The 26,133-nt window shown below is 46.0% G+C and carries 19 protein-coding genes and 1 pseudogene; 4 read left to right on the top strand and 16 right to left on the bottom strand.

From position 1 onward, the window contains the following. Positions 1-109: 109 nt before the first annotated feature. Entirely contained in the window at positions 110-1,477 is a 1,368-nt protein-coding gene (locus ATG66_RS16785; protein WP_179885710.1) for a Na+/H+ antiporter NhaC family protein, read from the top strand. Positions 1,478-1,520: 43 nt separating this feature from the next. Here the strand turns inward: ATG66_RS16785 and ATG66_RS16790 are convergent. From ATG66_RS16790 to ATG66_RS16805, 4 genes and pseudogenes are all read right to left on the bottom strand, one after another. Continuing rightward, positions 1,521-2,398: pseudogene (locus ATG66_RS16790) on the bottom strand (3-keto-5-aminohexanoate cleavage protein). Continuing rightward, complete coding sequence (locus ATG66_RS16795; RefSeq protein WP_098416365.1) at positions 2,389-3,720, bottom strand: aspartate aminotransferase family protein; 1,332 nt, start codon at positions 3,718-3,720, stop codon at positions 2,389-2,391. The pseudogene ATG66_RS16790 and the gene ATG66_RS16795 overlap by 10 nt, the downstream one beginning before the upstream one ends. A 195-nt stretch (positions 3,721-3,915) precedes the next feature. Then, entirely contained in the window at positions 3,916-5,184 is a 1,269-nt protein-coding gene (locus ATG66_RS16800) for an O-acetylhomoserine aminocarboxypropyltransferase/cysteine synthase family protein (protein ID WP_098416366.1), read from the bottom strand. Between the two features lie 153 nt (positions 5,185-5,337). After that, positions 5,338-6,249 carry a LysR substrate-binding domain-containing protein gene (locus ATG66_RS16805; protein ID WP_098416367.1) on the bottom strand — a complete coding sequence of 304 codons (912 nt, stop codon included), beginning with the start codon at positions 6,247-6,249 and terminating at the stop codon, positions 5,338-5,340. A 107-nt stretch (positions 6,250-6,356) separates the two neighbouring features. Between ATG66_RS16805 and ATG66_RS16810 the strand changes: the two genes are divergently transcribed. Together ATG66_RS16810 and ATG66_RS16815 are read left to right on the top strand one after the other, a co-directional pair. Next, complete coding sequence (locus ATG66_RS16810; RefSeq protein ID WP_098416368.1) at positions 6,357-7,613, top strand: D-amino acid dehydrogenase; 1,257 nt, start codon at positions 6,357-6,359, stop codon at positions 7,611-7,613. Between the two features lie 306 nt (positions 7,614-7,919). After that, positions 7,920-9,467 (top strand): alanine/glycine:cation symporter family protein, encoded by a 1,548-nt coding sequence (locus tag ATG66_RS16815; protein WP_098416369.1) that lies wholly within the window; start codon positions 7,920-7,922, stop codon positions 9,465-9,467. Between the two features lie 95 nt (positions 9,468-9,562). Here the strand turns inward: ATG66_RS16815 and ATG66_RS16820 are convergent, their stop codons facing one another. The 5 genes from ATG66_RS16820 to guaB form a co-directional block, all read right to left on the bottom strand. Next, the gene (locus ATG66_RS16820) at positions 9,563-10,156 is read right to left on the bottom strand and encodes an acetate uptake transporter (RefSeq protein ID WP_098416370.1); all 594 of its coding nucleotides are present in this window, start codon (positions 10,154-10,156) and stop codon (positions 9,563-9,565) included. A gap of 181 nt (positions 10,157-10,337) precedes the next feature. Then, entirely contained in the window at positions 10,338-12,020 is a 1,683-nt protein-coding gene (locus tag ATG66_RS16825) for a chitinase (protein ID WP_098416371.1), read from the bottom strand. Between the two features lie 202 nt (positions 12,021-12,222). Next, positions 12,223-13,746 carry a Na+/H+ antiporter NhaC family protein gene (locus ATG66_RS16830; protein ID WP_098416372.1) on the bottom strand — a complete coding sequence of 508 codons (1,524 nt, stop codon included), beginning with the start codon at positions 13,744-13,746 and terminating at the stop codon, positions 12,223-12,225. Between the two features lie 162 nt (positions 13,747-13,908). Next, complete coding sequence (guaA, locus tag ATG66_RS16835; protein ID WP_098416373.1) at positions 13,909-15,462, bottom strand: glutamine-hydrolyzing GMP synthase; 1,554 nt, start codon at positions 15,460-15,462, stop codon at positions 13,909-13,911. Between the two features lie 105 nt (positions 15,463-15,567). Continuing rightward, on the bottom strand, positions 15,568-17,034 hold the full coding sequence (guaB, locus tag ATG66_RS16840) for an IMP dehydrogenase (RefSeq protein WP_098416374.1): 1,467 nt from the start codon (positions 17,032-17,034) through the stop codon (positions 15,568-15,570). A gap of 233 nt (positions 17,035-17,267) precedes the next feature. Here guaB and xseA point away from each other — a divergent pair, with 233 nt between their 5' ends. Then, positions 17,268-18,599, top strand: a complete 1,332-nt coding sequence (gene xseA / locus ATG66_RS16845) for an exodeoxyribonuclease VII large subunit (protein ID WP_098416375.1) — start codon at positions 17,268-17,270, stop codon at positions 18,597-18,599. Positions 18,600-18,610: 11 nt separating this feature from the next. Here the strand turns inward: xseA and ATG66_RS16850 are convergent, their stop codons facing one another. The 7 genes from ATG66_RS16850 to ispG form a co-directional block, all read right to left on the bottom strand. After that, positions 18,611-18,835, bottom strand: a complete 225-nt coding sequence (locus ATG66_RS16850; RefSeq protein WP_098416376.1) for a zinc ribbon domain-containing protein — start codon at positions 18,833-18,835, stop codon at positions 18,611-18,613. Positions 18,836-19,198: 363 nt separating this feature from the next. After that, positions 19,199-20,083, bottom strand: coding sequence for an alanyl-tRNA editing protein (locus ATG66_RS16855; RefSeq protein WP_179885711.1), 885 nt, complete (start codon positions 20,081-20,083; stop codon positions 19,199-19,201). A 52-nt stretch (positions 20,084-20,135) separates the two neighbouring features. Further along, on the bottom strand, positions 20,136-21,632 hold the full coding sequence (gene der / locus ATG66_RS16860) for a ribosome biogenesis GTPase Der (RefSeq protein WP_098416377.1): 1,497 nt from the start codon (positions 21,630-21,632) through the stop codon (positions 20,136-20,138). 167 nt (positions 21,633-21,799) lie between these two features. Continuing rightward, a complete protein-coding gene (gene bamB, locus ATG66_RS16865; protein WP_098416378.1) occupies positions 21,800-22,960 on the bottom strand; it encodes an outer membrane protein assembly factor BamB in 1,161 nt (386 codons plus the stop codon). Positions 22,961-22,972: 12 nt separating this feature from the next. Then, positions 22,973-23,587, bottom strand: a complete 615-nt coding sequence (locus tag ATG66_RS16870; RefSeq protein ID WP_098416379.1) for a YfgM family protein — start codon at positions 23,585-23,587, stop codon at positions 22,973-22,975. Between the two features lie 127 nt (positions 23,588-23,714). Beyond that, positions 23,715-24,983 (bottom strand): histidine--tRNA ligase, encoded by a 1,269-nt coding sequence (gene hisS, locus ATG66_RS16875; RefSeq protein WP_098416380.1) that lies wholly within the window; start codon positions 24,981-24,983, stop codon positions 23,715-23,717. A 26-nt stretch (positions 24,984-25,009) separates the two neighbouring features. Beyond that, the gene (gene ispG / locus ATG66_RS16880; protein WP_098416381.1) at positions 25,010-26,128 is read right to left on the bottom strand and encodes a flavodoxin-dependent (E)-4-hydroxy-3-methylbut-2-enyl-diphosphate synthase; all 1,119 of its coding nucleotides are present in this window, start codon (positions 26,126-26,128) and stop codon (positions 25,010-25,012) included. Positions 26,129-26,133: the final 5 nt, after the last annotated feature.

Here is a 26,133-nt window from a genome sequence, read left to right on the forward strand (position 1 = left end):
CTTTCTCGTCAGGAAAAAAATCAACAGCCATTTAGACGTCCAGACGTTGACAATATATAAATGTGAGATTAGTCTGCTCTTCTCTCTTATTATTAATATTGTTGTTTACATGTCCGGTTCCCAGCACACAGCTAAAACAATCACACCTTCTGCGGTAGCACTGATCCCTCTTATTGTCTTTCTTGCGCTTTTTATTGGTGTAGGTACCTACTTGTCTCTTCAGGGCGTTGAATTTGCGTTCTATCAGTTGCCCGCTCCAATCGCGGTATTGCCTGCAATCATCGTTGCCTTTCTTCTAAGTAAAGATAAGCTCAACCGCTCTATTGAACACTTTATGCGTGGCGTAGGTCATCAAGATATTATCGCTATGTGTATGATTTACTTGCTTGCTGGCGCATTTGCCGCCGTGGCAAAAGCCTCTGGGGGCGTAGATGCAACGGTAAACCTCGGCTTATCTGCCATCCCGACAAGCATGATCTTACCGGGAGTCTTTCTGATCTCGGCTTTCATCGCCACCGCTATGGGAACCTCAATGGGAACCATTGCGGCCGTCGCTCCTGTAGCCTTGGGGATTGCAGAGTCTGCTGGCATGAGCTTGCCATTAACAGCTGGTGTCGTACTAAGTGGGGCGATGTTTGGTGACAACCTGTCGATTATCTCTGATACGACCATCGCGTCGACTCGCTCTCAGGGCTGTGAGATGAAAGATAAGTTTAAAGAAAACATTCGTATTGCCTTGCCTGCGGCAATGGTCGCTATTGTTATTTTTGCTTTCAACAGTACCGCAACCCAAGTACCTGAGACTGGCGCCATTGAATGGCTGAAAGTGCTGCCATACGTGACTATTTTGATTTTGGCGGTATCTGGCGTAAATGTATTTGTTGTGCTGTCTATCGGTATTTTGTTAGCTGGTAGTGTGAGCTTAGCGTCGATTGATGATTATGGGCTGACTAACTTAGCGCAAGACGTATACACCGGCTTTGGTAATATGCAGGAGATTTTCCTACTCTCGATGCTGATTGGTGGCCTGAGTGAACTCATGCGTCGTCAAGGCGGCCTTGCATTTTTGACCAATTTAATCAGCAACCTGATCCACACATTTGGCTCTCGCCACTCTAAGCACGCAAACAGCCGTGCAAGTGAACTGGGCATTGCTGGTCTGGTTTCGATGGTTAATGGCTGTACGGCTAACAATACCGTGGCTATCATTGTATCGGGCAGTGTTGCGCGTCAGTTAGCAGAAGAGAACAATATCTCTCCTCGTCGCTCGGCAAGTTTGTTGGATATTTTTTCGTGCGTGGTTCAAGGTGTTTTACCATACGGTGCTCAAGTACTGTTACTCGGCTCAGTATTTAATTTGTCTCCACTCGAAGTGGTTGCCAACTCTTATTACTGTTTTGCATTGGCAATTACAGCCGTGATCGCCGTATTCGTTACACACCCAGCGCGACAGTCGGTAATACAGCCAGAAAGTTAACGAAAAAAACAATAAAAGGCGCCATTGGTGCCTTTTTCTATTTCTATCTCGTGACTTGTAAGGCGTTATGCCATGAGTGGGCATTGTGTAACGGAATGTTCAAATGTTGACTTATCTTACTTAACGCTTCAACTTGCGCAGCATTGCTCCGAGCCAACTTGCCGCTTGCATCACTATGATTGTTTTCAAACCCGACTCTAACATCTAGCCCCAATAACATCGCACTGGTCAAACAATCTTGCTCTTTCGCACCGAAAGCACAAACCGCACATCGCACCTTTTGTTCCATAAAACGCTCCAAACTCAAGCCTCTTAAATCCCATGGACACGATTGTTGTGCGTGCTGATAACGACCTAACACCACCAACGCATGCTGATTATGTATTGGTAATACGCCTCGATCACGCAGTGAGAAATAGCGTTCAATATCAGCCTGATCGTAGAGAATGATTTGACTCAGGATGTTTTGCTCTGCCACCCAGTAAAAAAAGGCGCTTCCTTCATTTTCGTACCCACTATCGGGGATCAATTCCCTCAAAGCAAAAGAAGCCGCTTCCGGCCTCAGCGCTTTAACGACTGCCATTTGTTGTTGTCGGGTATATATGCCGACCGCTTCGGTGGTGAGCTGGACGAGCATCGCCTCTCCTACCGCTTCTTTCACGGCTTGGTATATCGCCATGTTCTCTGCAATGTCTAATGAATGGCATCCATTGGCGTCTCTGGCATGCAGATGGATCATGTGGCGTCTCTGGCATGCAGATGGATCATGGCAGCCCCTGCCGTTTGGCACGCTATCGCTTCAGCAACTAACTCGTCAATTGTCATCGGTAAGTTAACGTGATCTTGTTTACTCTTCCTTGCACCGTTTGGCGCAACGATAAGCGCGATCGGCTCCCTCGTAAACGTTCTTTCTACGTCCATGTTTTTGCGACCTCGTTTAACGTATCTGCTAATTTGTCCACTAGCTCGTCAATCTGTTGCGGCTGGATAATGAAAGGGGGAGCAAGCAAAATATGATGCCCGTTTATCCCGTCAATCGTGCCGCCCATTGGATAGCACATGAGTCCATTTTTCATCGCTTGCTGTTTGATGCGTTTATCTGCCAATGTTGCTTTGTTTAACGGTGCTTTGGTCTCTTTATCCGCGACTAACTCAATACCTAAAAATAATCCTTTCCCACGGATATCTCCGATATACGGCAAGTGAGACAACGCTGCCATTAACTCATTATGCAAAAGAGCCCCTTGTTGATTAACCGAGGCTAATAAGTCTTCCTGGAAAATGGTTTCAATTGTCGCCACCGCTGCCGCGCAAGCGACGGGATGCGCCATAAAGGTATGTCCATGTTGGAAAAAACCACTGCCGGTTTCAATCGCTTGGTAAACGTTGTCATTCACGACTACGGCACCGATAGGTTGATACCCCGCACCGAGCCCTTTCGCCAAACAGACAAGGTCTGGTTCCGCACCTTCTTGTTCAAAAGCAAAAAAACGCCCACTTCGACCCACGCCGCACATCACTTCGTCCATGATAAGCAACACCTCATATTGATCGCAGATCTCACGAATACGGGTAAGGTAACCTTGAGTTGCCGGCACCGCACCTGCCGTCGCCCCCACAATAGGCTCCACCACAAAGGCCATAACTTTCTCTGCACCTAACTCGAGAATTTTCGCTTCTAACTCATTTGCCGCGCGCAGTGAGTACTCCAACTCTGACTCATGATGCTGCTGATGACGATAGGCGTAACAAGGTGCGATATGATGGCTGGGGGCCAAAATGGGTTTGAAAGGTTCACGTCGCCACTCATTCCCTCCCACCGCCAAAGCACCGAGCGTATTACCGTGATAACTCTGTCGCCGAGCAATAAACTGACTTTTCTCTGGTTTTCCGGCTTCCACAAAATACTGACGCGCCATTTTTAGTGCCGATTCCATAGCCTCCGAGCCACCACTTACTAAATAAACGTGATTAAATTGCGGTGACATGTGCTGACAAATCAGCTCCGCCAATCGCTCACTACTCTCACTAGTAAAAAAGCCAGTATGGGCAAACGGCACGCGCTCAATTTGATCCAACATGGCTTGCTTAACGGCTCGATGGCTATGACCAAGGTTTGATACCGCAGCGCCACCACAAGCATCGAGATACGGCTTACCTTGCTTATCAAACAGGTAAACCCCTTCTCCATAGTCGATAGTTGGTAGTGTGTTGTGACAATGACGATGAAAAACATTCGACATCTGAGTCCCTTCTTCTGTTCAACATTCATCCACATCATCAGGAGTAAAGGCAGCAAGAACAAGAGAATAAAACTCACCCCATATGAGCTTTTGTCATACCACAACCCAAAAGAAATAAATCATTAAAAATACAATAAGGCCAGCCTTTTACTAGGCTGGCTTATGGGAACCCAAAAGCATTATATCAGCGTTATTTTACGCGTTTAGCGCTTGCTCTAAATCCGCCAAGATATCATCGATATGTTCAATACCGACGGATAAACGGATCATCTCAGGTGACACTCCTGCTTGCTTTTGTTCCGCTTCACTCAACTGACGGTGAGTCGTCGACGCTGGGTGACAAGCCAGTGACTTCGCATCACCAATATTCACCAAGCGTTTAAATATTGTTAGTGCATCATAAAAACGCACCCCCGCTTCATAACCGTCTTTCAAACCAAACGACAAAATCGCCGAAGGCTTACCTTTCATGTATTTCTCTGCGAGCGGGAAGTGTTTTGAACTTGGTAATCCGGCGTAGCTGACCCAACTCACTTTGTCATGTTGTTCCAAAAATTCAGCGACTTTGAGTGCGTTCTCGGTATGGCGCTCCATCCGTAGCGAGAGCGTTTCTAATCCTTGCATCAGCATAAACGCGTTCATTGGCGATAAAGCCGAGCCTGTATTACGCAGTGGTACGGTTCGCGCGCGCCCGATAAACGCGGCTTCACCAAACGCTTCGGTATACACCACCCCATGGTAAGAAGGCTCGGGTTGGTTGAATACTGGGAAGCGTTCTTTGTGTAGCGCCCAAGGGAACTTGCCAGAATCGACTATCACGCCGCCAAGTGTTGTGCCGTGACCACCAACGTATTTTGTTAGCGAGTGCACTACGATATCGGCGCCAAATTCAATCGGTTTACACAACACTGGCGTTGCAACGGTATTATCCACAATCACAGGGACACCTTGCGCATGAGCAAGCTCGGCCACGCGTTCTAGATCAATGATATTCCCGGCAGGATTACCAATGCTCTCGCAATACACCGCTTTGGTATTCTCATCAATCAGTTCCGCCAAGCTTTCTGGCTTATCGTCTTTAGCAAACTTCACCTGAATGCCTTGATTTGGCAGCATGTGAGCGAACAAGGTATAAGTGCCACCATAAAGCTGCGGTGTAGAGACGATGTTATCGCCTGCTTGCGCCAGTGTCAGGATCGCATAGTTAATCGCAGCGCTCCCTGCGCTGACGACCAACCCCGCGATGCCTCCCTCTAAAGCGGCCATGCGCTTTTCAAGTACATCGTTAGTGGGGTTCATGATGCGAGTATAAATATTCCCTGGAACTTCGAGGTTGAAGAGATCAGCGCCGTGTTGGGCGTTCTCAAATTCATAAGCGACCGTTTGATAAATTGGAGTAGCAACAGATTTGGTGGTTGGATCCGTTTCGTAGCCGTAATGGATCGACAGCGTTTCGTCTTTCATGTTCTTCCCTGCATGTTTGTCTAATTTAAGTCACACCCTAAAATCACACTGAGGTGCTCTAGTGATCGTATCTCAGTGTTATTTGAGGTATCACGTTATATTGCCGTTTTTCTCAGCCAAGAACACAGGAATAACTCACAGAGAGATAAAATGCTAGCCCAATTGTTGCAACAGCCAAGTTCGAAACGTTTCCGTAGCATGAGTACGGGTGTTCATGATCAAATAATACCCAGCATTGGCCGGAATCGGCTCAAATGGTGAAACCAAACGCTGCGTCGTCAACTCATCGTCGAGGAGCGCCAGTCTTGCCATCGCAATGCCAACCCCTGCTTCTGCTGCTGACATCGCCATATCGGTTCGGTTGAAAAAGTGTCCGACATCGGTTTTCAAGTCTACCCCCATATTGGATGCCCAATACAACCACTCATAGTCACGCGTCGCTTTTTCCCACGGCATCGCATCGTGGAGTAACGTCGCCTTCTGCCACTGCTCTGACGACATTAACCCTTTTTGACCATTCAAAGGGGCTTTTAGCCACCGATGATCCTCAAGGTATTTTGGGCTCATCACGGGCAGCAATTGTTCATCGAGGATCAATTCTGCATTGCTGTCTCGGTATGGATGAAGCCCGTAGTCAATAGCGACGTCATAGTCTTTTCGTTCACTATTTACCAAGGCCCCTTCCGCAAAAATTTGTACTTGGATATCTGGATTATCGTGATGAAAACTCTCTAATTTCGGAACCAACCATTTGAAAGCGAAAGAAGGGGTGAGCTTTAAACGAATTTCATTGGTGTGCTTTTCAGCTTTCAACTCATCAAGCAGTTTACTTAACTCTGAAAAATGAAACTGCGTCGCTTGGTGCAATTGACCGCCTTTTGCGGTTAAACGAATACCGCGAGAATGCCGTTCAAACAAAGTAAAACCTAACGACGCTTCTAACTGAATAATTTGCTGGCTAACCGCTCCGGTCGTAAGGTGTAAGAACCTCGCAGCACCAGTAAAAGTCTGATGCTCCGCCACTTGAGTAAACAGCCATAAGCCACTTATCCGATTACCTCTCATCCTTAAGCCTATAGTTTTTCTAAATGCTGTATGTAATTTATATCGATTGTTAACAAAAGGTAAAGAAAAGAAACTAACCACTACTGATAAATGTGTGGAGTACATCAATGGAAGTCATCGTAGTAGGCAGCGGCGTTATCGGCTTAACTTCTGCTTGGTATTTATCTCAAGCAGGCTATCAAGTCACCGTTATTGATCGCCAACCCAGCAGCGCAATGGAAACAAGTTTCGCCAATGCAGGGCAAATCTCTTATGGCTATTCTTCCCCTTGGGCTGCACCTGGTATTCCTGTTAAAGCCATCAAGTGGTTAATGGAAGAGCACGCGCCACTCAAAATCAAACCATCTATCAATGCAGAGATGATCCGTTGGGCGAGTAAGATGGTGGCGAACTGTAACCTGCCGCGCTATCAGATTAACAAAGCCCGCATGCTTTCCATTGCGAATCACAGCCGTCAGTGCCTAGAACAATTACGTCAAGAGCATGCCATTGAATATCAAGGTCGCCAGTTTGGGACACTGCAATTATTCCGCAACCCTCAACAACTCGATGCGATAGAAAAAGACATGCAGCTTCTGCAGCAGAGCGGAACCCGATTTGAGCTGATGGACGTAGAACGCTGCATTGAACAAGAGCCTGGACTGGCTCTAATGAAAGACAAATTAGTCGGTGGCTTGCATCTTCCCGATGACGAAACGGGGGACTGTTATCAGTTTTGCCAACAACTGACTGAGCTCGCAAAGAACCACGGCGTCAGATTCGAGTTTGATACCGAAGTGAGCAATTGGGTTACGGCAGGCAAAAAGGTCATAGGTGTCCAAACGAACCGAGGGTTATTCAAAGCAGACCAATTTGTTATCGCCTCTGGCAGCTATTCTACGCCACTGCTCAAACAGCTCGAGATTGATATCCCGGTTTACCCTGTTAAAGGATATTCACTCACTATTCCTCTCAAAGACGCACAATGGGCTCCTCGTTCCACGGTGATGGATGAGACCTATAAAGTCGCCATGACCCGCTTTGATGACAGAATTCGTGTAGCAGGGACAGCAGAGCTCGCCGGATTCGACGCTTCTCTCCCACAAAAGAGAAAAGACACCATAGAAATGGTTATCCGTGATCTTTTCCCTCGCGGCGGAGACTTCAGCCAAGCAGAGTTTTGGAGTGGATTTAGACCAATGACGCCCGACGGCACTCCTATCATCGGTGCCACCCCTTACAGTAACCTTTTTACTAATACTGGCCACGGCACACTAGGATGGACCATGGCTTGTGGCTCAGGTCAACTTTTGGCAAGCATCATGAAAGGAGAAAAAATAAAAGTAATGGATAACGCTGCACTCAACTTGTACCGCTATGCTTAAACGCGAAATTGAACCAAAAGCAACAGTTAATTACTCCACAAAGCGCATAACAATTGGCATTTTTAACTCACCTAAACGGCAGCACACTTCAATGAAACCGTGCTGCATATTTAATCAAACACAAATCTTACGACTTAAAAATGACGAATAAGCAGTAGGAACCAAATTTTAACAACATCTAGTTATTCTGTGTTCAGCATCACGATACCAAGGATTTCTAGCCAAAAAAGTTAACAATTGCATTACATAAAGGGTAATGTTTTGGGTGAAAAATAACCATAAACACAACTAACAGGGAAAATACTCATGCAGTCATTAGTTGATTTTTTGAATGGAATTATCTGGAGTCCAGCTCTGATCTACTTGTGCCTTGGGGCAGGCTTATTCTATTCAATCATGACTCGTTTTGTGCAAATTCGTCACTTCTTTGAAATGTGGCGCTTGTTGCTATCAGGAAAGAGTTCAACAAAGGGAATATCATCATTTCAGGCGCTGGCCGTTTCATTATCTGGCCGTGTTGGTACAGGTAACATTGCCGGCGTAGCCGCTGCCATCGGTTTTGGTGGCCCTGGTGCCGTATTTTGGATGTGGGTTGTTGCCTTCTTTGGCGCAGCAACTGCCTATGCAGAATCAACTCTCGCACAAATTTATAAAGAAGAAGACGAAGGCGAATTCCGTGGTGGCCCTGCTTATTACATTGAAAAAGCGATGGGTCAAAAATGGTACGCTTGGATCTTTGCTATCGCAACCATCTTTGCATGTGGGGTTCTACTGCCGGGCGTTCAGTCGAACAGTATCGGCAACGCGGTAGAAGCTGCATTTGGTTCCGGTGACATGATTGAAACCGCTATTGGTACTTTCAGTTTTGCTAAAATTTTCACTGGTACGGTTGTCTGTATTATTCTCGCTTTCATCATCTTTGGTGGTGTAAAACGTATTGCCAGCTTTACTCAAATCGTTGTGCCATTCATGGCTCTGGCTTACATCATCACGGCATTTGTCATCATTCTTCTTAATATCGGTGAAGTTCCACGCATCTTCGGCATGATCCTCGGTGACGCGTTCACACCGATGGCAGGTTTTGGTGCGGCCATCGGTTGGGGGGTAAAACGTGGGGTTTACTCTAACGAAGCCGGCCAAGGTACAGGCCCGCACGCAGCCGCCGCAGCAAGTGTAGACCACCCTGCTCAACAAGGTCTTGTTCAGTCTTTCTCTATCTACATCGATACATTACTTGTATGTTCAGCAACGGCATTTATGATTCTTATCACTGGTGCATACAACGTAAATGGTGCGATAGAAGGCACCTTCCTCGTGCAGAACTTACCTGCGGATATTGGTGCAAATGGCCCTGTGTTTACACAAATGGCAATTGAAAGTGCTCTACCGAGTGTCGGTAAACCATTCATCGCAATCGCTCTGTTCTTCTTCGCCTTTACGACGATTTTGGCGTACTACTATATTGCAGAAACCAACATTGCTTACATTCGTCGTACGTTCAAAGTTAATGGATTGATGTTCATTCTAAAAGTGGTGATCATTTCATCGGTATTCTATGGAACGGTAAAAACGGCTAACTTAGCTTGGGCAATGGGTGACGTCGGCGTTGGTTTAATGGCATGGTTGAACATTGTCGGTATCCTGATCATCTTCTTCATGTCTAAGCCAGCACTAAAAGCACTGAGCGATTATGAAGAACAACAAAAACGCGGTGTAACCGACTTTACCTTTAACCCTGTTGCTCTGGGCATCAAAGGCGCGGATTACTGGGAAGAGAAATACACGCGTAAAACCGGCAAAGCGCCAACGGCAGACAGCGGTACGACGGATACGATAGAGCAACCGTCAACCTAGCACTACCTTAACAATAAGAAAAAGCAGTGGCCCTGTTGGGGTATAAAAAAGGGGATTAACCATAGGTTAATCCCCTTTCTGTTATTTATTCCGTATTAAGCTGTCGCTACGACTTCAACTTTACGCGCGACTTTTGCTTTACCTACGGGTAGAACAACACGACCAAACTCGTTGTTTAGTACTTGCGCCATTGCGAAGTAAATCGCACTAGCACCACAGAAGATGCCTTCGAAACCTGCGATAGTCCCGATCACTTCACTACCAGTGAAATCACGCGCTGCAAGCAAAAAGAACAAGATAGTCAGAGAACCAAATACCACTTGTTTTGCGGTTGGGTAGCACAGAGAGCCAATAAACATGAAGCCAGTGAAAATTCCCCATAGTGCTAGATACCATCCCATAAAACTTGCAGGGCTTGCAGGTAGGCCCATGTATGGCATCACGATTAAACCGACCAGTGTTAGCCAAAATAGACCGTAAGAACTAAACGCTGTAGTACCGAAAGTATCACCGCGCTTAAAGCACATGATGCCAACGATTACTTGGCTAAGGCCACCGTAAAAGATGCCCATCGCTAGAATCATCGAGTCAATTGGGAAAAATCCCGCGTTATGGATATTCAGCAGAATAGTGGTCATACCGAAACCCATTAGACCTAGCGGTGCAGGGTTAGCCAGTTTTGTCGACATGTACAAATACCTTTTCAAAAAAATTGATAAAAAATGCGCGCGAATTTTAATGGACCTCCCAGCAAAAGAGAAAACCCGTTATTGGAAACTTAGATTCCATAAATAATCATCTTTCGGCATAAAAAAAGACCCCGCTAGAAAAGCAGAGTCTTAATAGAGAGTTAGGCTACTTATCGCTCAGTCATTGGCAAGCGATCTCATCCCAGAACCAATTGCTCTGCGTTGGCGTCTCCCACACGCCTGGACCGTTTTTAGCAATAAAGCATTTGCCTTGGTATGTTACTTTTTCTCCGTTTGCCACTTGAGTCGCCCCCAGTTCCCACTGAATAAAGTTGCCTGTCACTGGTGGCTCTGGCTTGGTTACCGGTGGCTCAGGTTCAGTGATTGGCGGCTCTGGTTCCGTTGTAGGTGGTTCGCTAGGCACACCAGAAACCAGTTTCCACGGGTCCCCCAGTGTTGGCTCATTACCTTGAGACCACCATTTCGCTTCGTAAACCGCACCTTGATAAGAGACTTGGTCACCAGTGTTATACACTTTGCCAATATCCCAAGCTGCCACCCCTCCTACCGGTGGATCGACCGGATCAACTGGGGCTAACTTATCAACCACGCGAACTTCTGGCCACCCTGCATGAGATTGGTAGAAGTTAGTCACACACTTTTCGTAATCCCCAGCCACCAGCGCCGAGTATGCCGTTTGGAAACCAACCAGTTCACATTCAAACGAGTGGCCGCCTGGGCGATCTGAATAGTACTTCCAGTTACCATCCCAGTTCGTGTACAGAACGTCTGTCGCACCATTTAGGTTTAGGCTGCCGTAAGGCGTTTGCTGCCAACAGGTGTTCGTTTCATCGGCTTCGATTGGGATTTGGTAGTGTGCAGCCAAACCTTCCCAATAACGGATACGGTTAACAGGCTGACCTTTATCTTTGTTTTGCTCACCACATTCAATGCCACCATTGATCACGTTAATTGTGGTTCCGAAGCCGTAGCCAATGCCTGCATCAAGTTCACGTTGTGAAGGAACCCAAGTACGGTCAATCACATGGAGCATTGCTGGTTTAGGCGCTTGTGGGGTTAGGAAAAACCAAATTGCCGACGCCAAGTTCAACCATGAATCCGCAACCAAGCCTGGGTTTTTCAGCAATACAGACGCATCGCCATCAAACATCACTTCAGAAAACGCACCATAGTTAAAGTGGTAAGACAGTTGTTTAGCACCACGCCCAAAATAACCCTGTCCTGGCTCACACGGCCAACGCTTGTTCTGCCAATCGTTCTGGCCACAACCGGTGGTGTAACCCTCTTGACCTTCTGACCAGCCCATTTCACGTACATGAACCAACGCTTGTTGCCACTCCTCCAAACCAAGTGGGTTGTCCGAGACGTTATCAATCGAAATATGACCACCGGTTTCCTGAGCAAAGTGAGCAAACGCCGTCACGATCGACTTTTTACAAATCGCATCAGAATCGCGCCCATCGGTATACTCGCCACAAAATGCAGGGAACTTACCGATTGCTCGTAGGAAACGCGTATAAGTGTATTCTGGCGCCGCCATTTGGGTAAGGAAGTTCCATTCTCCCTCAGGGAACACACGCTCAACACGTTTAACGTTTATTGGGTTGGTTACCGCACCTAGAAAAATGGCCTCAACCACAGAATTGGGCCGCGTTTCTAGGGCTTGTGACCAAGTCGCATACATAGGATCAGAGGTCTTACTCTGCTCTGCAACCTGAATATCACCACGAGCAATGACGTAGCCATTTGGGTTTTGCGGATCAGGTTGGATATTCATACTTGCGTTCGCTTGCGCCGCTAGGACACAACTTAATGCAATAGGAAGATGTTTGAGTGCAAACATGTCTAGTCTCCAGTGTTGACGATATATAAGGGATAGCTAGACACATAGTGGATCATATGCACAAAACACTGTGCGGAGTGGGCTCATTCTGCGAGACAAAATGAGGAAATAAGTCCTTACACACATTTTTCACAAGAAAAGTGTTACCTTTACTCAAAGAAAAGCGGAGGATTTTTCGCCTCCGTCTGATGTATTTTTTACTCTATTGTTTTGCAGAAACCGAATCTAACCGATCGGTTTGTTTTTGTTTAGACAACGTAAAATAAATCGTACATTGAATAACAATCGCCGCAAGTACAATCACTGGCGACGCTGATATCCCAGCCAGAAGAAAACACCCTAACGCGATCACTCCATTCAACAGTGCGTAAGGCAACTGGGTGCGGAAATGTTCGTACTGCTCGCAGCCCGCCCCCGTTGAAGAAAGAATCGTGGTTTCAGAGATAGGCGAGCAATGGTCACCAAACAAGCCGCCTGATAGGACTGCGCCAATGCAAACCAACATTGGTGCATCTATTGCAACTGCAGTTGGGATCACTAACGGCATCATGATCGCAAAAGTTCCCCAAGAAGATCCTGTAGCAAAAGAAATAACACCGGCCAATAAAAAGGCAACCGCAGGTAATAACCAATAAGGGAAACCTGACTGAGCTTGCTCTGCAATATAAGCAGCTGCACCTAACTCTTTACCTACAGAACTCAGAGCCCAAGCCAACACCAAGATAACCGCAACCGACATCATATTTGACATCCCCTTGAGGTATACGTGGATACCATCAGACAGCTTTCTTACTCCGTAAAATGCCATCAGCATAATCAAAGTTAATGCGGCAAAGAAATAAGCAGAGGAAAGCGCGGCACGAAACGTTGAACCCGCTACTTTTTGTAAAGGGAAACCATGCGGGATGAGAATGGTGCACAGCACAACCAACATCACTAACAAAGGAGCCCACACAAAACTGGATTTTGAATTTTTATGCGTAAAAACATTCATCGTTTCCTGAACTTTTCCAAAATCAGAGCCTTGCTCAGCTAACTGTTCTGCTTTTGCCATTGGGCCAAAGTCCAGTTTGAAGAAAGAGATAATCGGAACAATTGCAATCGCTAAGAATGCGTAGAACTGATAAGGAATGGCACCGATAAACGCATCCCAATCACTCATACTGATCTCAAGCGCCGTAAACTCTTTTTGAATCAGTCCCATGATATACACCCCCCACCCAATAAAAGGGATTAAAATTGCGACCGGTGAAGAAGTAGAGTCGATAATAAACGCTAATTTTTGACGTGACACTTTCAGCTTATCAAATAAAGGACGGAAAACCGGGCCAACAATCAATGGTGTACCAAGGTCGGAGAAAAAGATCACCACACCACCAAACCATGCGGATAACTGAGCTTGGCATTTGCTCGCGACCCATTGAGTCACCTTTTTAGCAAAAGCTACCCCACCACCCGACTTTTCCATCAGCGCGACAAAGCCACCAATAAAGACCAATAAAAGGATCACACCCGCGTTATAGCTATCGGTTAACTGAGGTAAAAGATAGCTTTTCATTAATGCACTAAACGAGTCGAGCAACCCTGTCTCGATAAATGTGCCTTCAAGCATGGCTACACCGCTGACCACGCCAGCAAATAAACCAACGACCACATTTCTCGTAGTAAGAGCAAAAAAAAGAGTGATAAGGATGGGAATAAGAGAGGTAACTTCAGCCTGTTCCATAGCAACACCTTTAGATATATAAACACTTAAAGTGAATATATATCTAATTTTAACGTATGTATATATCTCTCAATAAAAAAGTAAAATACCCCTTCACTATTTTTAAGCACAAAAAAACCAGCCCGAAGGCTGGTTTTTATAAATTGAACAATCGAGTGTAAATTATTCCCACTCGATAGTCGCTGGCGGTTTGCCAGAAATGTCGTAAACAACGCGTGAAATACCTTCAACTTCGTTGATGATACGGTTAGAAACCTTACCCAAGAAGTCGTATGGCAGATGTGCCCAATGTGCCGTCATGAAGTCGATCGTTTCTACCGCGCGCAGTGATACAACCCAGTCGTACTTACGACCATCGCCCATCACACCAACAGAACGAACAGGTAAGAATACGGTGAATGCTTGAGAAACCTTGTTATACAAGTCTGCGGCGTGAAGCTCTTCAATAAAGATAGCGTCTGCACGACGCAGCAAGTCACAGTACTCTTTCTTGATTTCACCAAGAACACGAACCCCTAGACCAGGCCCTGGGAATGGGTGGCGGTAAAGCATGTTGTATGGCAGACCTAACTCAAGGCCAATCTTACGCACTTCATCCTTAAACAACTCACGTAGTGGTTCAACAAGACCCATTTGCATCTCTTCAGGAAGACCGCCCACGTTGTGGTGTGATTTAATCACGTGCGCTTTACCCGTTTTAGAGGCTGCTGACTCGATAACATCAGGGTAGATTGTGCCTTGAGCCAACCACTTCGCATTGGCTAACTTCTTAGACTCTTCATCGAACACATCAACGAAAATATGACCAATTGCCTTACGTTTTTCTTCAGGATCCGATTTGCCTTTCAGCGCTTCTAAGAAACGCTCTTCAGCGTCAACTTTGATGATGTTTAGGCCAAATTTATCACCAAACATTTCCATAACTTGCTGACCTTCGTTGAGACGAAGTAAGCCGTTATCAACGAATACACACGTTAATTTGTCACCGATTGCACGGTGAACCAGCATGGCGACGACCGAAGAATCAACACCGCCAGATAGACCTAGGACAACTTCATCGTCACCGACTTGATCTTTAATACGAGCGATAGCATCTTCGATAATAGACTCAGATGTCCACAAACGCTCACAGCCACATACGCCAAGAACAAAGTTCTCTAGCATCTGTAAACCTTGTTTGGTGTGCGTGACTTCTGGATGGAATTGAACCCCGTAGTATTTCTTCTCTTCGTTCGCCATCGCAGCAAACGGACAAGTTTCTGTGTTACCTACTTGTTCAAAATCAACAGGGATTTCTACAACTTTATCACCGTGGCTCATCCAAACATCTTGAGTTGCTTCAAGATCTTTAAATAGCGCACATTCAGTAGAAACTTTAACTTGAGCGTAGCCGAACTCACGTTCGTTAGAGCCTGCTACTTTCCCGCCCAACTGTTCCGCCATGGTTTGCATGCCGTAACATACGCCAAGTAAAGGAACGCCAGAGTCAAATACATATTGAGGAGCGCGTGGAGAGTTTTCTTCCGTCACACTTTCAGGACCACCAGAGAGAATAATACCGTCTGGATTGAATTCACGAATATCCGCTTCTTCGACGTCCCAGCTCCACAGTTCACAGTAAACGCCGATTTCACGTACGCGACGAGCGACTAACTGTGTGTATTGGGAACCGAAGTCCAAGATAAGAATACGTTGGTCATGAATATTTTTAGTCATTTTGAGCAGTCTTTATAAGCTAAGTGATTAAAACAGAGGCGAGTGTACTCGCCTCTTATTAATGCTTCAAGAAAAAAGCAACCGTTTACGTAAAGCTATTATTAGCTAGTTGCCTAAACGGTAGTTTGGCGCTTCCTTGGTAATTTGAACGTCGTGTACATGAGACTCCTGCATACCCGCACCAGAGATACGAACGAACTCTGCTTTAGTGCGCATATCTTCGATTGTTGCACTGCCGGTTAACCCCATGCTTGAACGTAGACCACCCATTTGTTGATGTACGATCTCTTTTAGACGACCTTTGTGTGCGATACGGCCTTCAATGCCTTCTGGTACCAGCTTGTCTGCGGCATTATCAGACTGAAAATAACGGTCTGAAGAACCTTGTGACATGGCACCAAGTGATCCCATTCCACGGTAAGCTTTGTAAGAACGACCATTATAAAGAATGACTTCGCCCGGTGACTCTTCTGTTCCTGCAAACATAGAACCGACCATTACACAAGATGCGCCTGCAACAATTGCTTTACAGATATCACCAGAGAAGCGAATACCACCATCTGCAATCACAGGAATGCCGTACTCGTTCGCCACTTCTGTTGCATCGGCAATTGCCGTAATTTGAGGAACACCAACCCCAGTTACAATACGAGTCGTACAGATAGAACCAGGACCGATACCCACTTTCACGGCGCTTACGCCAGCTTCAATTAGGGCTTTAGCACCAGCCCCCGTAGCAACATTACCCCCGATGATGTCTAAATCTGGGTACGCGGCGCGAGTTTCACGAATTCGAGTTAGAACACCTTCAGAGTGACCGTGTGAAGAGTCAATCAGTAGTACGTCAACGCCCGCTTCAACTAATGCGGCTACTCGTTCTTCGTTACCAGCTCCAGCACCAACGGCTGCACCAACACGTAGACGACCACGTTCATCTTTACATGAATTTGGTTTACGTTCCGCTTTATGGAAGTCTTTTGCCGTGATCATACCGGTCAATTGAAACTCATCGTTCACAACCAGCACTTTCTCCACGCGAGCTTCGTGCATTTTCTCTTGCACTTCTTCACGTGTTGCACCTTCTTTAATTGCCGCCAGTTTTTCTTTTGGCGTCATTACTGAAGAGACTTTCTTAGAAAGGTCTGTCACAAAACGAACATCACGGCCAGTAATGATACCGACAAGCTCATGGCTTTCAGTCACGACAGGGAAGCCTGCAAAGCCATGTTTCTCGGTTAGTGCGACAACATCCGCAATCGTTGCATCTGGATTGACCGTTACCGCATCAGTCACCATACCAGCTTCGAATTTCTTTACTTTACGAACTTCGGCAGCTTGCTGCTCGATAGACATGTTCTTATGGATAAAGCCAATGCCACCTTCCTGCGCAAGTGCGATAGCTAGACGGGCTTCCGTCACAGTATCCATCGACGCAGAAATCATCGGAATATTCAGGGTGATATTTTTCGTCAGCTGAGTGCGAAGATCAGCTGTGTTTGGGAGAACGGTGGAGTGTGCTGGCACCAGGAGTACGTCATCGAATGTCAGCGCTTCTTTGGCAATTCTTAGCATTTGCAATATCTCACAATTAGAGGAGTAAAAAGAACAATCCAATCTCATCGTTTCGCATAATGAGGGTAACTAGTTTTAAGTAACCAATTACATTTGGATTAGATATTGCGGAGGGATTATACGTTTAACGCAATCGCTTGACCACAAATTTTTTACTTTTTTTTCTTGCAATCACCCCCTTGCTATGTATTATATTGCGGCTAATTTCCATATTCACGTCTAAGAGATTAGCTGTGCTCTCCAAGACCAATCAAAACATCTTTACTGTTTCTCGTCTCAACGCAGAAGTTCGTTTACTCCTTGAAAACGAAATGGGGATCGTTTGGCTCGTCGGAGAGATATCCAACTTTTCAGCTCCTGTCTCTGGTCACTGGTACCTCACTCTTAAAGATTCTCGCGCTCAAGTTAAATGTGCCATGTTCCGTGGTAACAATCGCCGTGTGACTTTCAAACCTGTAAATGGTAATCAAGTCCTAGTAAAAGCTCGCCTGTCTCTTTATGAGCCTCGCGGTGACTACCAATTGATCATCGAAAGCATGCAACCGGAAGGTGATGGCCGTCTTCAGCAAGAGTTTGAAGAGCTGAAAATGAAGCTTGCTGCAGAAGGGTTGTTCGCGCAAACCAATAAACAGCTTTTGCCTGAGCATCCAAAACGAGTTGGTGTGATCACCTCGAAAACTGGTGCCGCGCTTTACGACATCTTAGACGTATTGAAACGCCGTGATCCTTCCCTACCCGTTGTGATTTACCCGACAGTGGTGCAAGGTGAAGAAGCTGCCATTCAAATTGCACAAGCGATTGGTCGCGCCAACAGCCGTGATGAATGTGATGTGCTAATTATGGGCCGCGGGGGCGGTTCATTAGAAGATTTATGGTGTTTTAACAACGAGATATTAGCTCGCACGATTGCAGCAAGCCAAATTCCTATTATTAGCGCCGTTGGACATGAAGTAGACGTGACAATAGCCGATTTTGTCGCCGATGTACGCGCGCCTACCCCATCAGCAGCCGCTGAGCTAGTCAGCCGTGACAACAGCCACAAAGATCAAGCTTTAGTTACTCGCCAACATAAGTTAGCAAGCGCGATGCGTTACTACCTAGCACAACAAAAGCAGCAATCTGCGCAATTAATGCACCGTTTAGAGCGACAGCACCCAAGCTACCGCTTGCAACGTCAGACGCAACAGTTAGATGAGTTAGACATGCGCTTACAGCGAGCAATGCGTCGTTTTATTGCTTTGCGCCAACAGAGCGTCGAGCGTCGACATTACCGGCTGCAATTGAATTCTCCTGTAACACGCCTTGGCGAGCAGAAGTCCAAATTAGAGCGTGTTGAGCAAAAGCTGATGGATGCTATGGATCGCAAGTTACTGACAATGCGCCATCAACTTGCGATGGCCGCAGAAAAACTGGATACCGTCAGTCCGCTGGCCACATTAAAGCGCGGCTACTCGATCACTCAAACAGAGCAAGGTAAGGTGGTCACTCAAGCTTCAGATGTAAAAGCGAGTGAGGTATTAATCACCCGTTTAGCCGAAGGCGAAATTCGCTCTACGGTTAACTAATCCGATTTTAGTTAATTGATTTTCTGGAACTCAAACCAAACACGCGATTTTGATTTGAGTTCACTGCATGTATTGCAAAAATAACTGGCGGCTCCACAGGCTTGTAGCTTCTCTAATTCTGCTTCACAATCGGGGCAAAATCCTACTTTTTTGAAGCCTGACTCACACTGGCTACAGTAGTATTGGCCTGTCCATTCCAATTCGACGTTACAAGTCGGGCAAACATTCTGCTGCATATCACTTTCCATCAGTTTATTTGTGCTTCTATTCTATACCTAAATAACCACACAATCTGTGGTTCAGCACGAGTACTCTAACCCTACACCTTGAAGCGATTTGAGTATCGTATTTTCCACGTTGAACGTCACCACCGCTCTAGCTGGCTTTGGTTACCATCCATAGTTTCGATTCAAAAAGATCCTGTTCTGATCATCTGATATTTACTCTTTGATCAGCGATCACCTATTAAAAGAATATTTATATAACCACTCACCGAAAGCATAAGTTACATATTCTGCATTTCGATTTAAAGCAATATTAATGTCTATTAACTAATTTTAAATCAATACTTTTTAGAACTTTATAAAAAGATCCATTCCCTACAAGAGAGCCTTTACATCGGTGTGCATTTCAATCGTTTGAGAGTCGAGTTCAACTAACCTTACCTGAATAGAACCAAACGCCTTCAAATGGCTTGAATGCGTGCCACCACAAGGGATGACAGCAATTTCGTCTTCCCCTAAGTCACACTTCCAATAACGTGAATCCGTCAAGTTATCACCATGACAGTCTATAACAATCGCCTCATCACGCTGAAGCCAGTTATGAAGTTGGACATTCACCTTCAGCGTGATATCTTGAAGGTCCTCTAGCATATTTGCACTGTTTAACCCTCTTTTACGGAGTGTTTTACCTAAACGATACGTATCTAGACATTTATCCGGTGTGACAAAACTGCTGACTTGCGCGTAGCTATTAAAATCATAGTGACCGTGAGGATCTTTACGGTCTGCGTCCTTTCGCCAGTAGTCTTCCGCTAATACTTTATTTAAAGCCAAGTAAGCGAGGTGTCCCGCACTATGACCTCGACTGAGTGCCTGTTGGTGCTCTTTATCAACTTCTAACTCAATGCTATCACCAACCTTAACCAAGTCAGTGTGAGCTAACACATGCACGACGACAAACGTCCAGTCGTGTGCATCTCGTTTTACCGGAATAGACGAGCACACATAGAGCTCCCCTGTCGCAACTTCAATAGCGCCAACTTGGCAGTCCATCACTTCATAAGTAAGACCATTGGCTTTTAAAAAACCTTTATCTGCTGGGTGATCAGGCCAAATATGGCTAACAGGATGAAAAGGGGTTAGATCAGAAACGATATAAGTCACATCATTTGTCGATTTAACAAGTTGTACTTGTACTTCTAAATGCCAGGTTTGGTGACAAAAACGGATTTTTGTTGCTTTGATAGTCATGTTTGTCATTACTTCTTATATAAAAAAATACCCAAGTAGAGACTTGGGTATTTGAGTTCAATTACTTGTTGCGGTTTTTCACCGCAGACATCATACGCTTGCGTTTACGTTCTTGAGACAGCGTAAGCTTGTTCGTACGGTTCTCGTATGGGTTGTCGCTGTTGTGGAAGTTAATGCGAATCGGTGTCCCCATTATTTCCAGAGATTTACGGAAGTAGTTCATCAGATAGCGTTTATACGAATCTGGTAATTCACGAACCATGTTACCGTGAATTACCACGATCGGTGGGTTGTAACCACCTGCGTGTGCGTATTTTAGTTTAATACGGCGACCGCGAACCATAGGTGGTTGGTGATCATCCACTGCCATCTTCATGATACGCGTCAGAACTGAGGTACCAACGCGAGTCGTCGCAGACTTATATGCCTCTTGAATAGACTCGAACAAGTGCCCAACACCAGTACCATGTAATGCTGAAATAAAGTGAATACGTGCAAAGTCAACAAAGCCTAGACGACGGTCTAGCTCTTTCTTCACATTTTCTTTCACTTCACTATCTAAGCCATCCCACTTATTAACAGCGATAACAATTGAGCGACCAGCATTCAGAGCGAAACCTAGTAAGCTCAAGTCTTGATCTGAAATGTTTTCGCGTGCATCAACAACTAATAGCACGACGTTCGCATCTTCTACCGCTTTCAAAGTTTTAACAACGGAGAACTTCTCAACCGTTTCATTGATGCGGCCACGGCGACGAACACCTGCGGTATCAATTAATACATATTCACGGCCATCACGTTCCATCGGGATATAAATTGAATCACGCGTGGTGCCTGGCATATCGTACACAACCACACGCTCTTCACCTAAGATACGGTTCGTCAACGTCGATTTACCCACGTTTGGACGACCGATGATAGCTAACTTTATCGGCTGATCTTGAAGACGTTGAAACTCTTGCTCGGCCTCTTCTTCTGTGTATTCTTCTGGTTCAATTTCAGCATCTTCAAATTCTGTCAGATCTTCAATTGCACCTTCTTCAGATTCACTGGTTAGCAAATCATCGAAAAATGGAGACAACGCTCGCTCAAGCAATGCGGTTACACCACGACCATGAGCCGCAGCAATTTGGTACATATCTTCTACGCCCAATTGCCAAAAGTCAGCACAAGCCGCATCTGCATCAATACCATCAATTTTATTTACCACCAGCATTGCTGGTTTTTCGGCTTTACGTAGGTGCGCCGCGATCGCGGCATCCGAAGGGGTCAGACCTGCACGGCCGTCAACAAGAAACAACACAACATCAGCTTCATCAATAGCGGCTAACGACTGTGCTGCCATTTTTGTTTCCACGCCTTCTTCTGTTCCATCAATACCACCAGTATCGATCACAATAAATTCGTGCTCTTCACCAAGTCTCGCCTGGCCATATTTACGGTCTCGCGTTAGGCCTGGAAAATCCGCGACCAACGCGTCACGGGTACGTGTCAATCGGTTAAATAGTGTAGATTTACCTACGTTCGGACGCCCTACTAGAGCAACAACAGGTACCATAACAACCTCTACAATAATCTTTCTTCTGTAGTTATAGGTAACGACTTGCTCGATGCCAGCTCAAACCAGCTCTTTACCTATAACCACGTCAGGGTTAATAAATTCAAACAACAAAACGGCTCCTAGCTGTCACCAACCAGGAGCCGAATGTGAATTATATCACGTTATTATTCGTTAATGGTTAGTTTCTTTACATCGCCGTTGCGAGTAATAATCACATAACCATCGGATAATAACGTTGGACCAACAGCAAAACCGCTATCATCGACAAACTGCTGTGCGACGAATTCACCGGTCGAGCGGTCCATCCAGTGTAAATAGCCAAGCGAGTCACCGACGACAAGATAATTACCAACAATGACCGGCGCCGTTAACTGACGATGCTCAAGTAAACTATTTTTCCACAATTCTGTACCGCTGCGGGAGTCAACTGCGACAAGATGATCTTTTTCAGTAATAACGAAAATACGGCTACCATCGGTTGCAATATCAGTCGCTGATGAATAATTACGCTTCCAGAGTGGATTTGCAGAGCGCAGATCGATCGCCATCAACTGGCCGTTGTAACCGATGGTAAAAAGAGTACCGCCAAGAACGATAGGAGAAGAGTCGACATCCACTAGGCGATCAATCTCCGTTGCACCTTTTGGTGTGCCAACTGGCTGTTGCCAAATCAGCTGCCCACGCTCAACAATTGCTGCCGCTAGTCGACCGTTCGCTGTTCCCCAGAAAACACCACCGCCAATCGCAGTCGGCGTGCTATCACCACGCAAGGTAAGGTTTGGCACCTCGGTGCTTAGCGCCCAACGCTGCTCACCAGTGTCCTTATCAAGTGCTATCAACATACCTCGGCTGGTATTGACCATGATCAAATTAGAGTCAGCCACAGGCTTAGCCAGAACTTCACCAGCAACTTTCACTCGCCATACTACTTCACCCGTTTCTTGATCAAGAGAAATGGCCTCACCATTCTCTGAGCCAATGTAAAGGTATCCGTAAGCGGCCGTGATACCACCAGAAAGACGCGCAATCACGTCTTCTTTTAGATTCACATGCCAATATGGCTTGCCGTTTTCAGGATCCAGAGCTTTAACTTGACCATCACGACTTGCGACGAATAAGGTGTCATTCGCAAATACTGGAGATAGTTTAGAGAAGTAATGGTCAACACCATCACCAATCGATGTACTCCATTTACTATTAGGTGTAAATTCACTCTCTACCTGAGGCAATGGGGCCATAACAATGGTATCTTTTTCACCAGCACACCCGGCAAGCATTCCCATTGTTAACGCCCCTAACAAGGCTTTCTTAAAGACTCTTTTCATTTAATACGGTCCTTATTTCGCCAAATCGTCCAATTTCATTTGTAGCGTTGGGCTTGCGTCTGCTGCTTGCTGCGCTTCCGTGTACGCTGCGTAAGCGGCATCTTGATCGTCTTGGCGAAGTGCAATATCCCCGCGAAGTTCAGCAACACGACCGTTCCACGCAGGATCTGTTACTTTACCTAACGTTGCATTTGCGGCGTCAAAGTTACCCATTTCAGTTTCAATACGAGCAATTCGGTAGCTGATAAGTGGCGATAGCGCTACATCTTGTGTATTACTTTGAGCCCATTTGAGTTGCTCAAGCGCAGCTGAGAGGTCTTGCGCCTCAACCTGTGCTTTCGCTAATTGCAAGGCAGCCAATACTGAATATTCTTTCGCTTCGCTTGACTCGATAAAAGATTGGACGTCTGCTTGCGCATCAACCCCCTTCTCTTGCAACGCGTTCATTGCTGTCGTATAGCTTTGAGAAGCGGTTTCACTCGCCTGAATCACAGAATCCTGGTAATAACGCCAGCCAAATAGGCCACCTAAGCCAACAACTGCACCGATGATGACGGCTTTACCATTTTCCTTCCACCAGTCTTTAATCGCTTCAACTTGTTGTTCTTCAGTATCGTAAAGTTCCACTTCCTGTCCTCTTAAAACATGTAAATGGCAGCTTAACCGCCATTGTTCCTATTTCGCTTAAAGGCTCCACATTTGGGAGCCTTAGTTTACGAACTAGGATGTAATTTTTGCTAGCTTACTAAAAGCCTTAAATTAATGCTGCGATCTTTTCGGCAACTTCGGCCTGATTGTAAGTTTCTTGCTCACCACCAGCCAAGTCTTTCAGTACTACGGTATTATCCGCCACTTCGTTTTCGCCCAGAACCAATGCTACAACAGCACCAACCTTGTCTGCGCGTTTAAACTGTTTCTTGAAGTTACCGCCACCGAAGTGATTCATCACACGAACGCCTGGGATAGACTCACGAAGCTGTTCTGCTAGCTTCATTCCTGCCATCATGGTGCCTTCGCCTGCTGTTACTACGTACACGTCAACACTGCGACGAACATCTGTCAGTTCCAACGTTTCTAACATCAGTACTAGACGCTCTAAGCCCATGGCAAAGCCAACTGCTGGTGTTGGTTTACCCCCTAATTGCTCTACAAGACCGTCGTAACGACCACCACCACATACTGTGCCTTGAGCACCTAGGCTCTCAGTGATCCACTCAAATACCGTGCGGTTGTAGTAGTCCAAGCCACGAACAAGACGCTCGTTGACTGTGTATTCGATGCCTGCTGCATCAAGAAGTTCACACAGACCGGTAAAATGTTGCTTAGATTCTTCATCTAAGTGGTCAGAAAGGCGGGGAGCATCACCTAAAATCGCTTGTACGTCTGGGTTTTTAGTATCAAGAACACGCAACGGATTGGTATGCATACGGCGTTTACAATCATCATCCAGAATATCCATATGCTGCTCTAGGAATTCGATCAGTGCTGTACGGTAGTTCGTTCGTGCTTCTAGCGAGCCAATTGAGTTCAGTTCGAGGCGCACATGTTTCTCAATGCCTAACTCGCGCCACAGACGTGCCGTCATCATAATAAGTTCTGCGTCAACGTCTGGACCGTTGAGGCCAAACACTTCCACGCCACATTGGTGGAACTGACGGTAACGTCCTTTTTGCGGACGTTCATGACGGAACATAGGGCCCATGTACCACAAACGTTGTTCTTGGTTGTAAAGTAACCCGTTTTCAATCCCAGCTCGCACACAACCCGCCGTCCCTTCTGGACGAAGAGTTAGGCTGTCACCATTGCGATCTTCGAAGGTATACATCTCTTTTTCAACCACATCGGTCACTTCACCAATGGCGCGGCTAAATAGGTGTGTCATCTCAACGATTGGCATGCGCACTTCGTTATAACCGTATGCGCTAACTACATTTTTTACTGTGTTTTCTAGTTTCTGCCACAGTGGCGACTGAGTTGGGAGGCAGTCGTTCATACCTCGAATTGCTTGAATTGTTTTTGCCACAATACTTACCGTAATTATCGTTGAGATTAATCTTGTACTTTCACTTCGATGCGATTTTCGCTATCCATTACAGATGCTTTTGCACGGATCTTAGCTTCTAGCTGATCAACAAGATTGTTGTTATCAAAGCGCTCTTTCTGACGTTTGCCGTCTTCATAAAACGCACTCTTCTTATTGCTACCTGCAAGCCCTAAATGGGAAACCTCAGCTTCACCAGGCCCATTGACCACACAACCGATGATAGACACATCCATCGGTGTAATGATGTCTTCTAGCCGTTCTTCAAGTGCATTTACGGTGCCTATCACATCAAATTCTTGACGTGAACAGCTCGGGCAAGCAATAAAGTTGATGCCACGTGAGCGAATGCGCAGAGATTTAAGAATATCGAAACCCACTTTGATCTCTTCAACTGGATCGGCAGCCAAAGAGATGCGCAGTGTATCGCCGATACCTTCTGCCAATAACATGCCTAGACCAACGGATGATTTTACAGCACCCGCTCGTGCGCCACCCGCTTCAGTGATACCTAGATGCAGAGGCTGATCAATCTGCTTCGCTAGTAAACGATAAGAGTCCACCGCTAAGAATACATCAGAGGCTTTTACACTCACTTTAAACTGATCAAAGTTAAGGCGGTCCAAATGATCCACATGACGCATTGCCGACTCAACCAACGCTTCTGGCGTCGGCTCGCCGTATTTCATTTGTAGATCTTTTTCTAAAGAGCCACCATTAACACCAATGCGAATTGGGATGTTTTTGTCGCGAGCACAATCGACCACAGAGCGAATACGCTCCTCATTGCCAATGTTGCCAGGGTTAATACGCAGGCAATCGACACCATACTCTGCCACTTTAAGTGCTATACGGTAATCGAAGTGAATATCAGCCACCAAGGGCACAGATACTTGCTGTTTAATAAGCTTAAAAGCTTCAGCGGCATCCATTGTAGGAACAGAGACGCGAACGATATCGGCGCCGACTTTTTCTAGTGCTCGGATTTGTGCGACTGTCGCTTCTACATCAGTCGTGCGAGTGTTAGTCATAGACTGTACTGCAATTGGTGCACCATCACCAATTGGCACATCACCCACATAGATACGCGTCGATTTACGACGAATAATTGGAGATTCGTGTTGCATAATTC

Origin of the sequence: Vibrio sp. ES.051 (genome assembly GCF_002563795.1) — a bacterium.
Lineage (GTDB): Bacteria > Pseudomonadota > Gammaproteobacteria > Enterobacterales > Vibrionaceae > Vibrio.

Excerpts from the sequence above, each read along its gene's own strand:
- ATG66_RS16855 (WP_179885711.1), bottom strand. The coding sequence starts at position 20,083 with ATGACAAACATGACTATCAAAGCAACAAAAATCCGTTTTTGTCACCAA.
- ATG66_RS16825 (WP_098416371.1), bottom strand. The coding sequence starts at position 12,020 with ATGTTTGCACTCAAACATCTTCCTATTGCATTAAGTTGTGTCCTAGCG.
- ATG66_RS16850 (WP_098416376.1), bottom strand. The coding sequence starts at position 18,835 with ATGCAGCAGAATGTTTGCCCGACTTGTAACGTCGAATTGGAATGGACA.
- guaA (WP_098416373.1), bottom strand. The coding sequence starts at position 15,462 with ATGACTAAAAATATTCATGACCAACGTATTCTTATCTTGGACTTCGGT.
- ATG66_RS16815 (WP_098416369.1), top strand. The coding sequence starts at position 7,920 with ATGCAGTCATTAGTTGATTTTTTGAATGGAATTATCTGGAGTCCAGCT.
- bamB (WP_098416378.1), bottom strand. The coding sequence starts at position 22,960 with ATGAAAAGAGTCTTTAAGAAAGCCTTGTTAGGGGCGTTAACAATGGGA.
- ATG66_RS16785 (WP_179885710.1), top strand. The coding sequence starts at position 110 with ATGTCCGGTTCCCAGCACACAGCTAAAACAATCACACCTTCTGCGGTA.
- ATG66_RS16830 (WP_098416372.1), bottom strand. The coding sequence starts at position 13,746 with ATGGAACAGGCTGAAGTTACCTCTCTTATTCCCATCCTTATCACTCTT.
- ATG66_RS16805 (WP_098416367.1), bottom strand. The coding sequence starts at position 6,249 with ATGAGAGGTAATCGGATAAGTGGCTTATGGCTGTTTACTCAAGTGGCG.
- ATG66_RS16810 (WP_098416368.1), top strand. The coding sequence starts at position 6,357 with ATGGAAGTCATCGTAGTAGGCAGCGGCGTTATCGGCTTAACTTCTGCT.
- ispG (WP_098416381.1), bottom strand. The coding sequence starts at position 26,128 with ATGCAACACGAATCTCCAATTATTCGTCGTAAATCGACGCGTATCTAT.
- ATG66_RS16795 (WP_098416365.1), bottom strand. The coding sequence starts at position 3,720 with ATGTCGAATGTTTTTCATCGTCATTGTCACAACACACTACCAACTATC.
- guaB (WP_098416374.1), bottom strand. The coding sequence starts at position 17,034 with ATGCTAAGAATTGCCAAAGAAGCGCTGACATTCGATGACGTACTCCTG.
- ATG66_RS16800 (WP_098416366.1), bottom strand. The coding sequence starts at position 5,184 with ATGAAAGACGAAACGCTGTCGATCCATTACGGCTACGAAACGGATCCA.
- ATG66_RS16820 (WP_098416370.1), bottom strand. The coding sequence starts at position 10,156 with ATGTCGACAAAACTGGCTAACCCTGCACCGCTAGGTCTAATGGGTTTC.
- der (WP_098416377.1), bottom strand. The coding sequence starts at position 21,632 with ATGGTACCTGTTGTTGCTCTAGTAGGGCGTCCGAACGTAGGTAAATCT.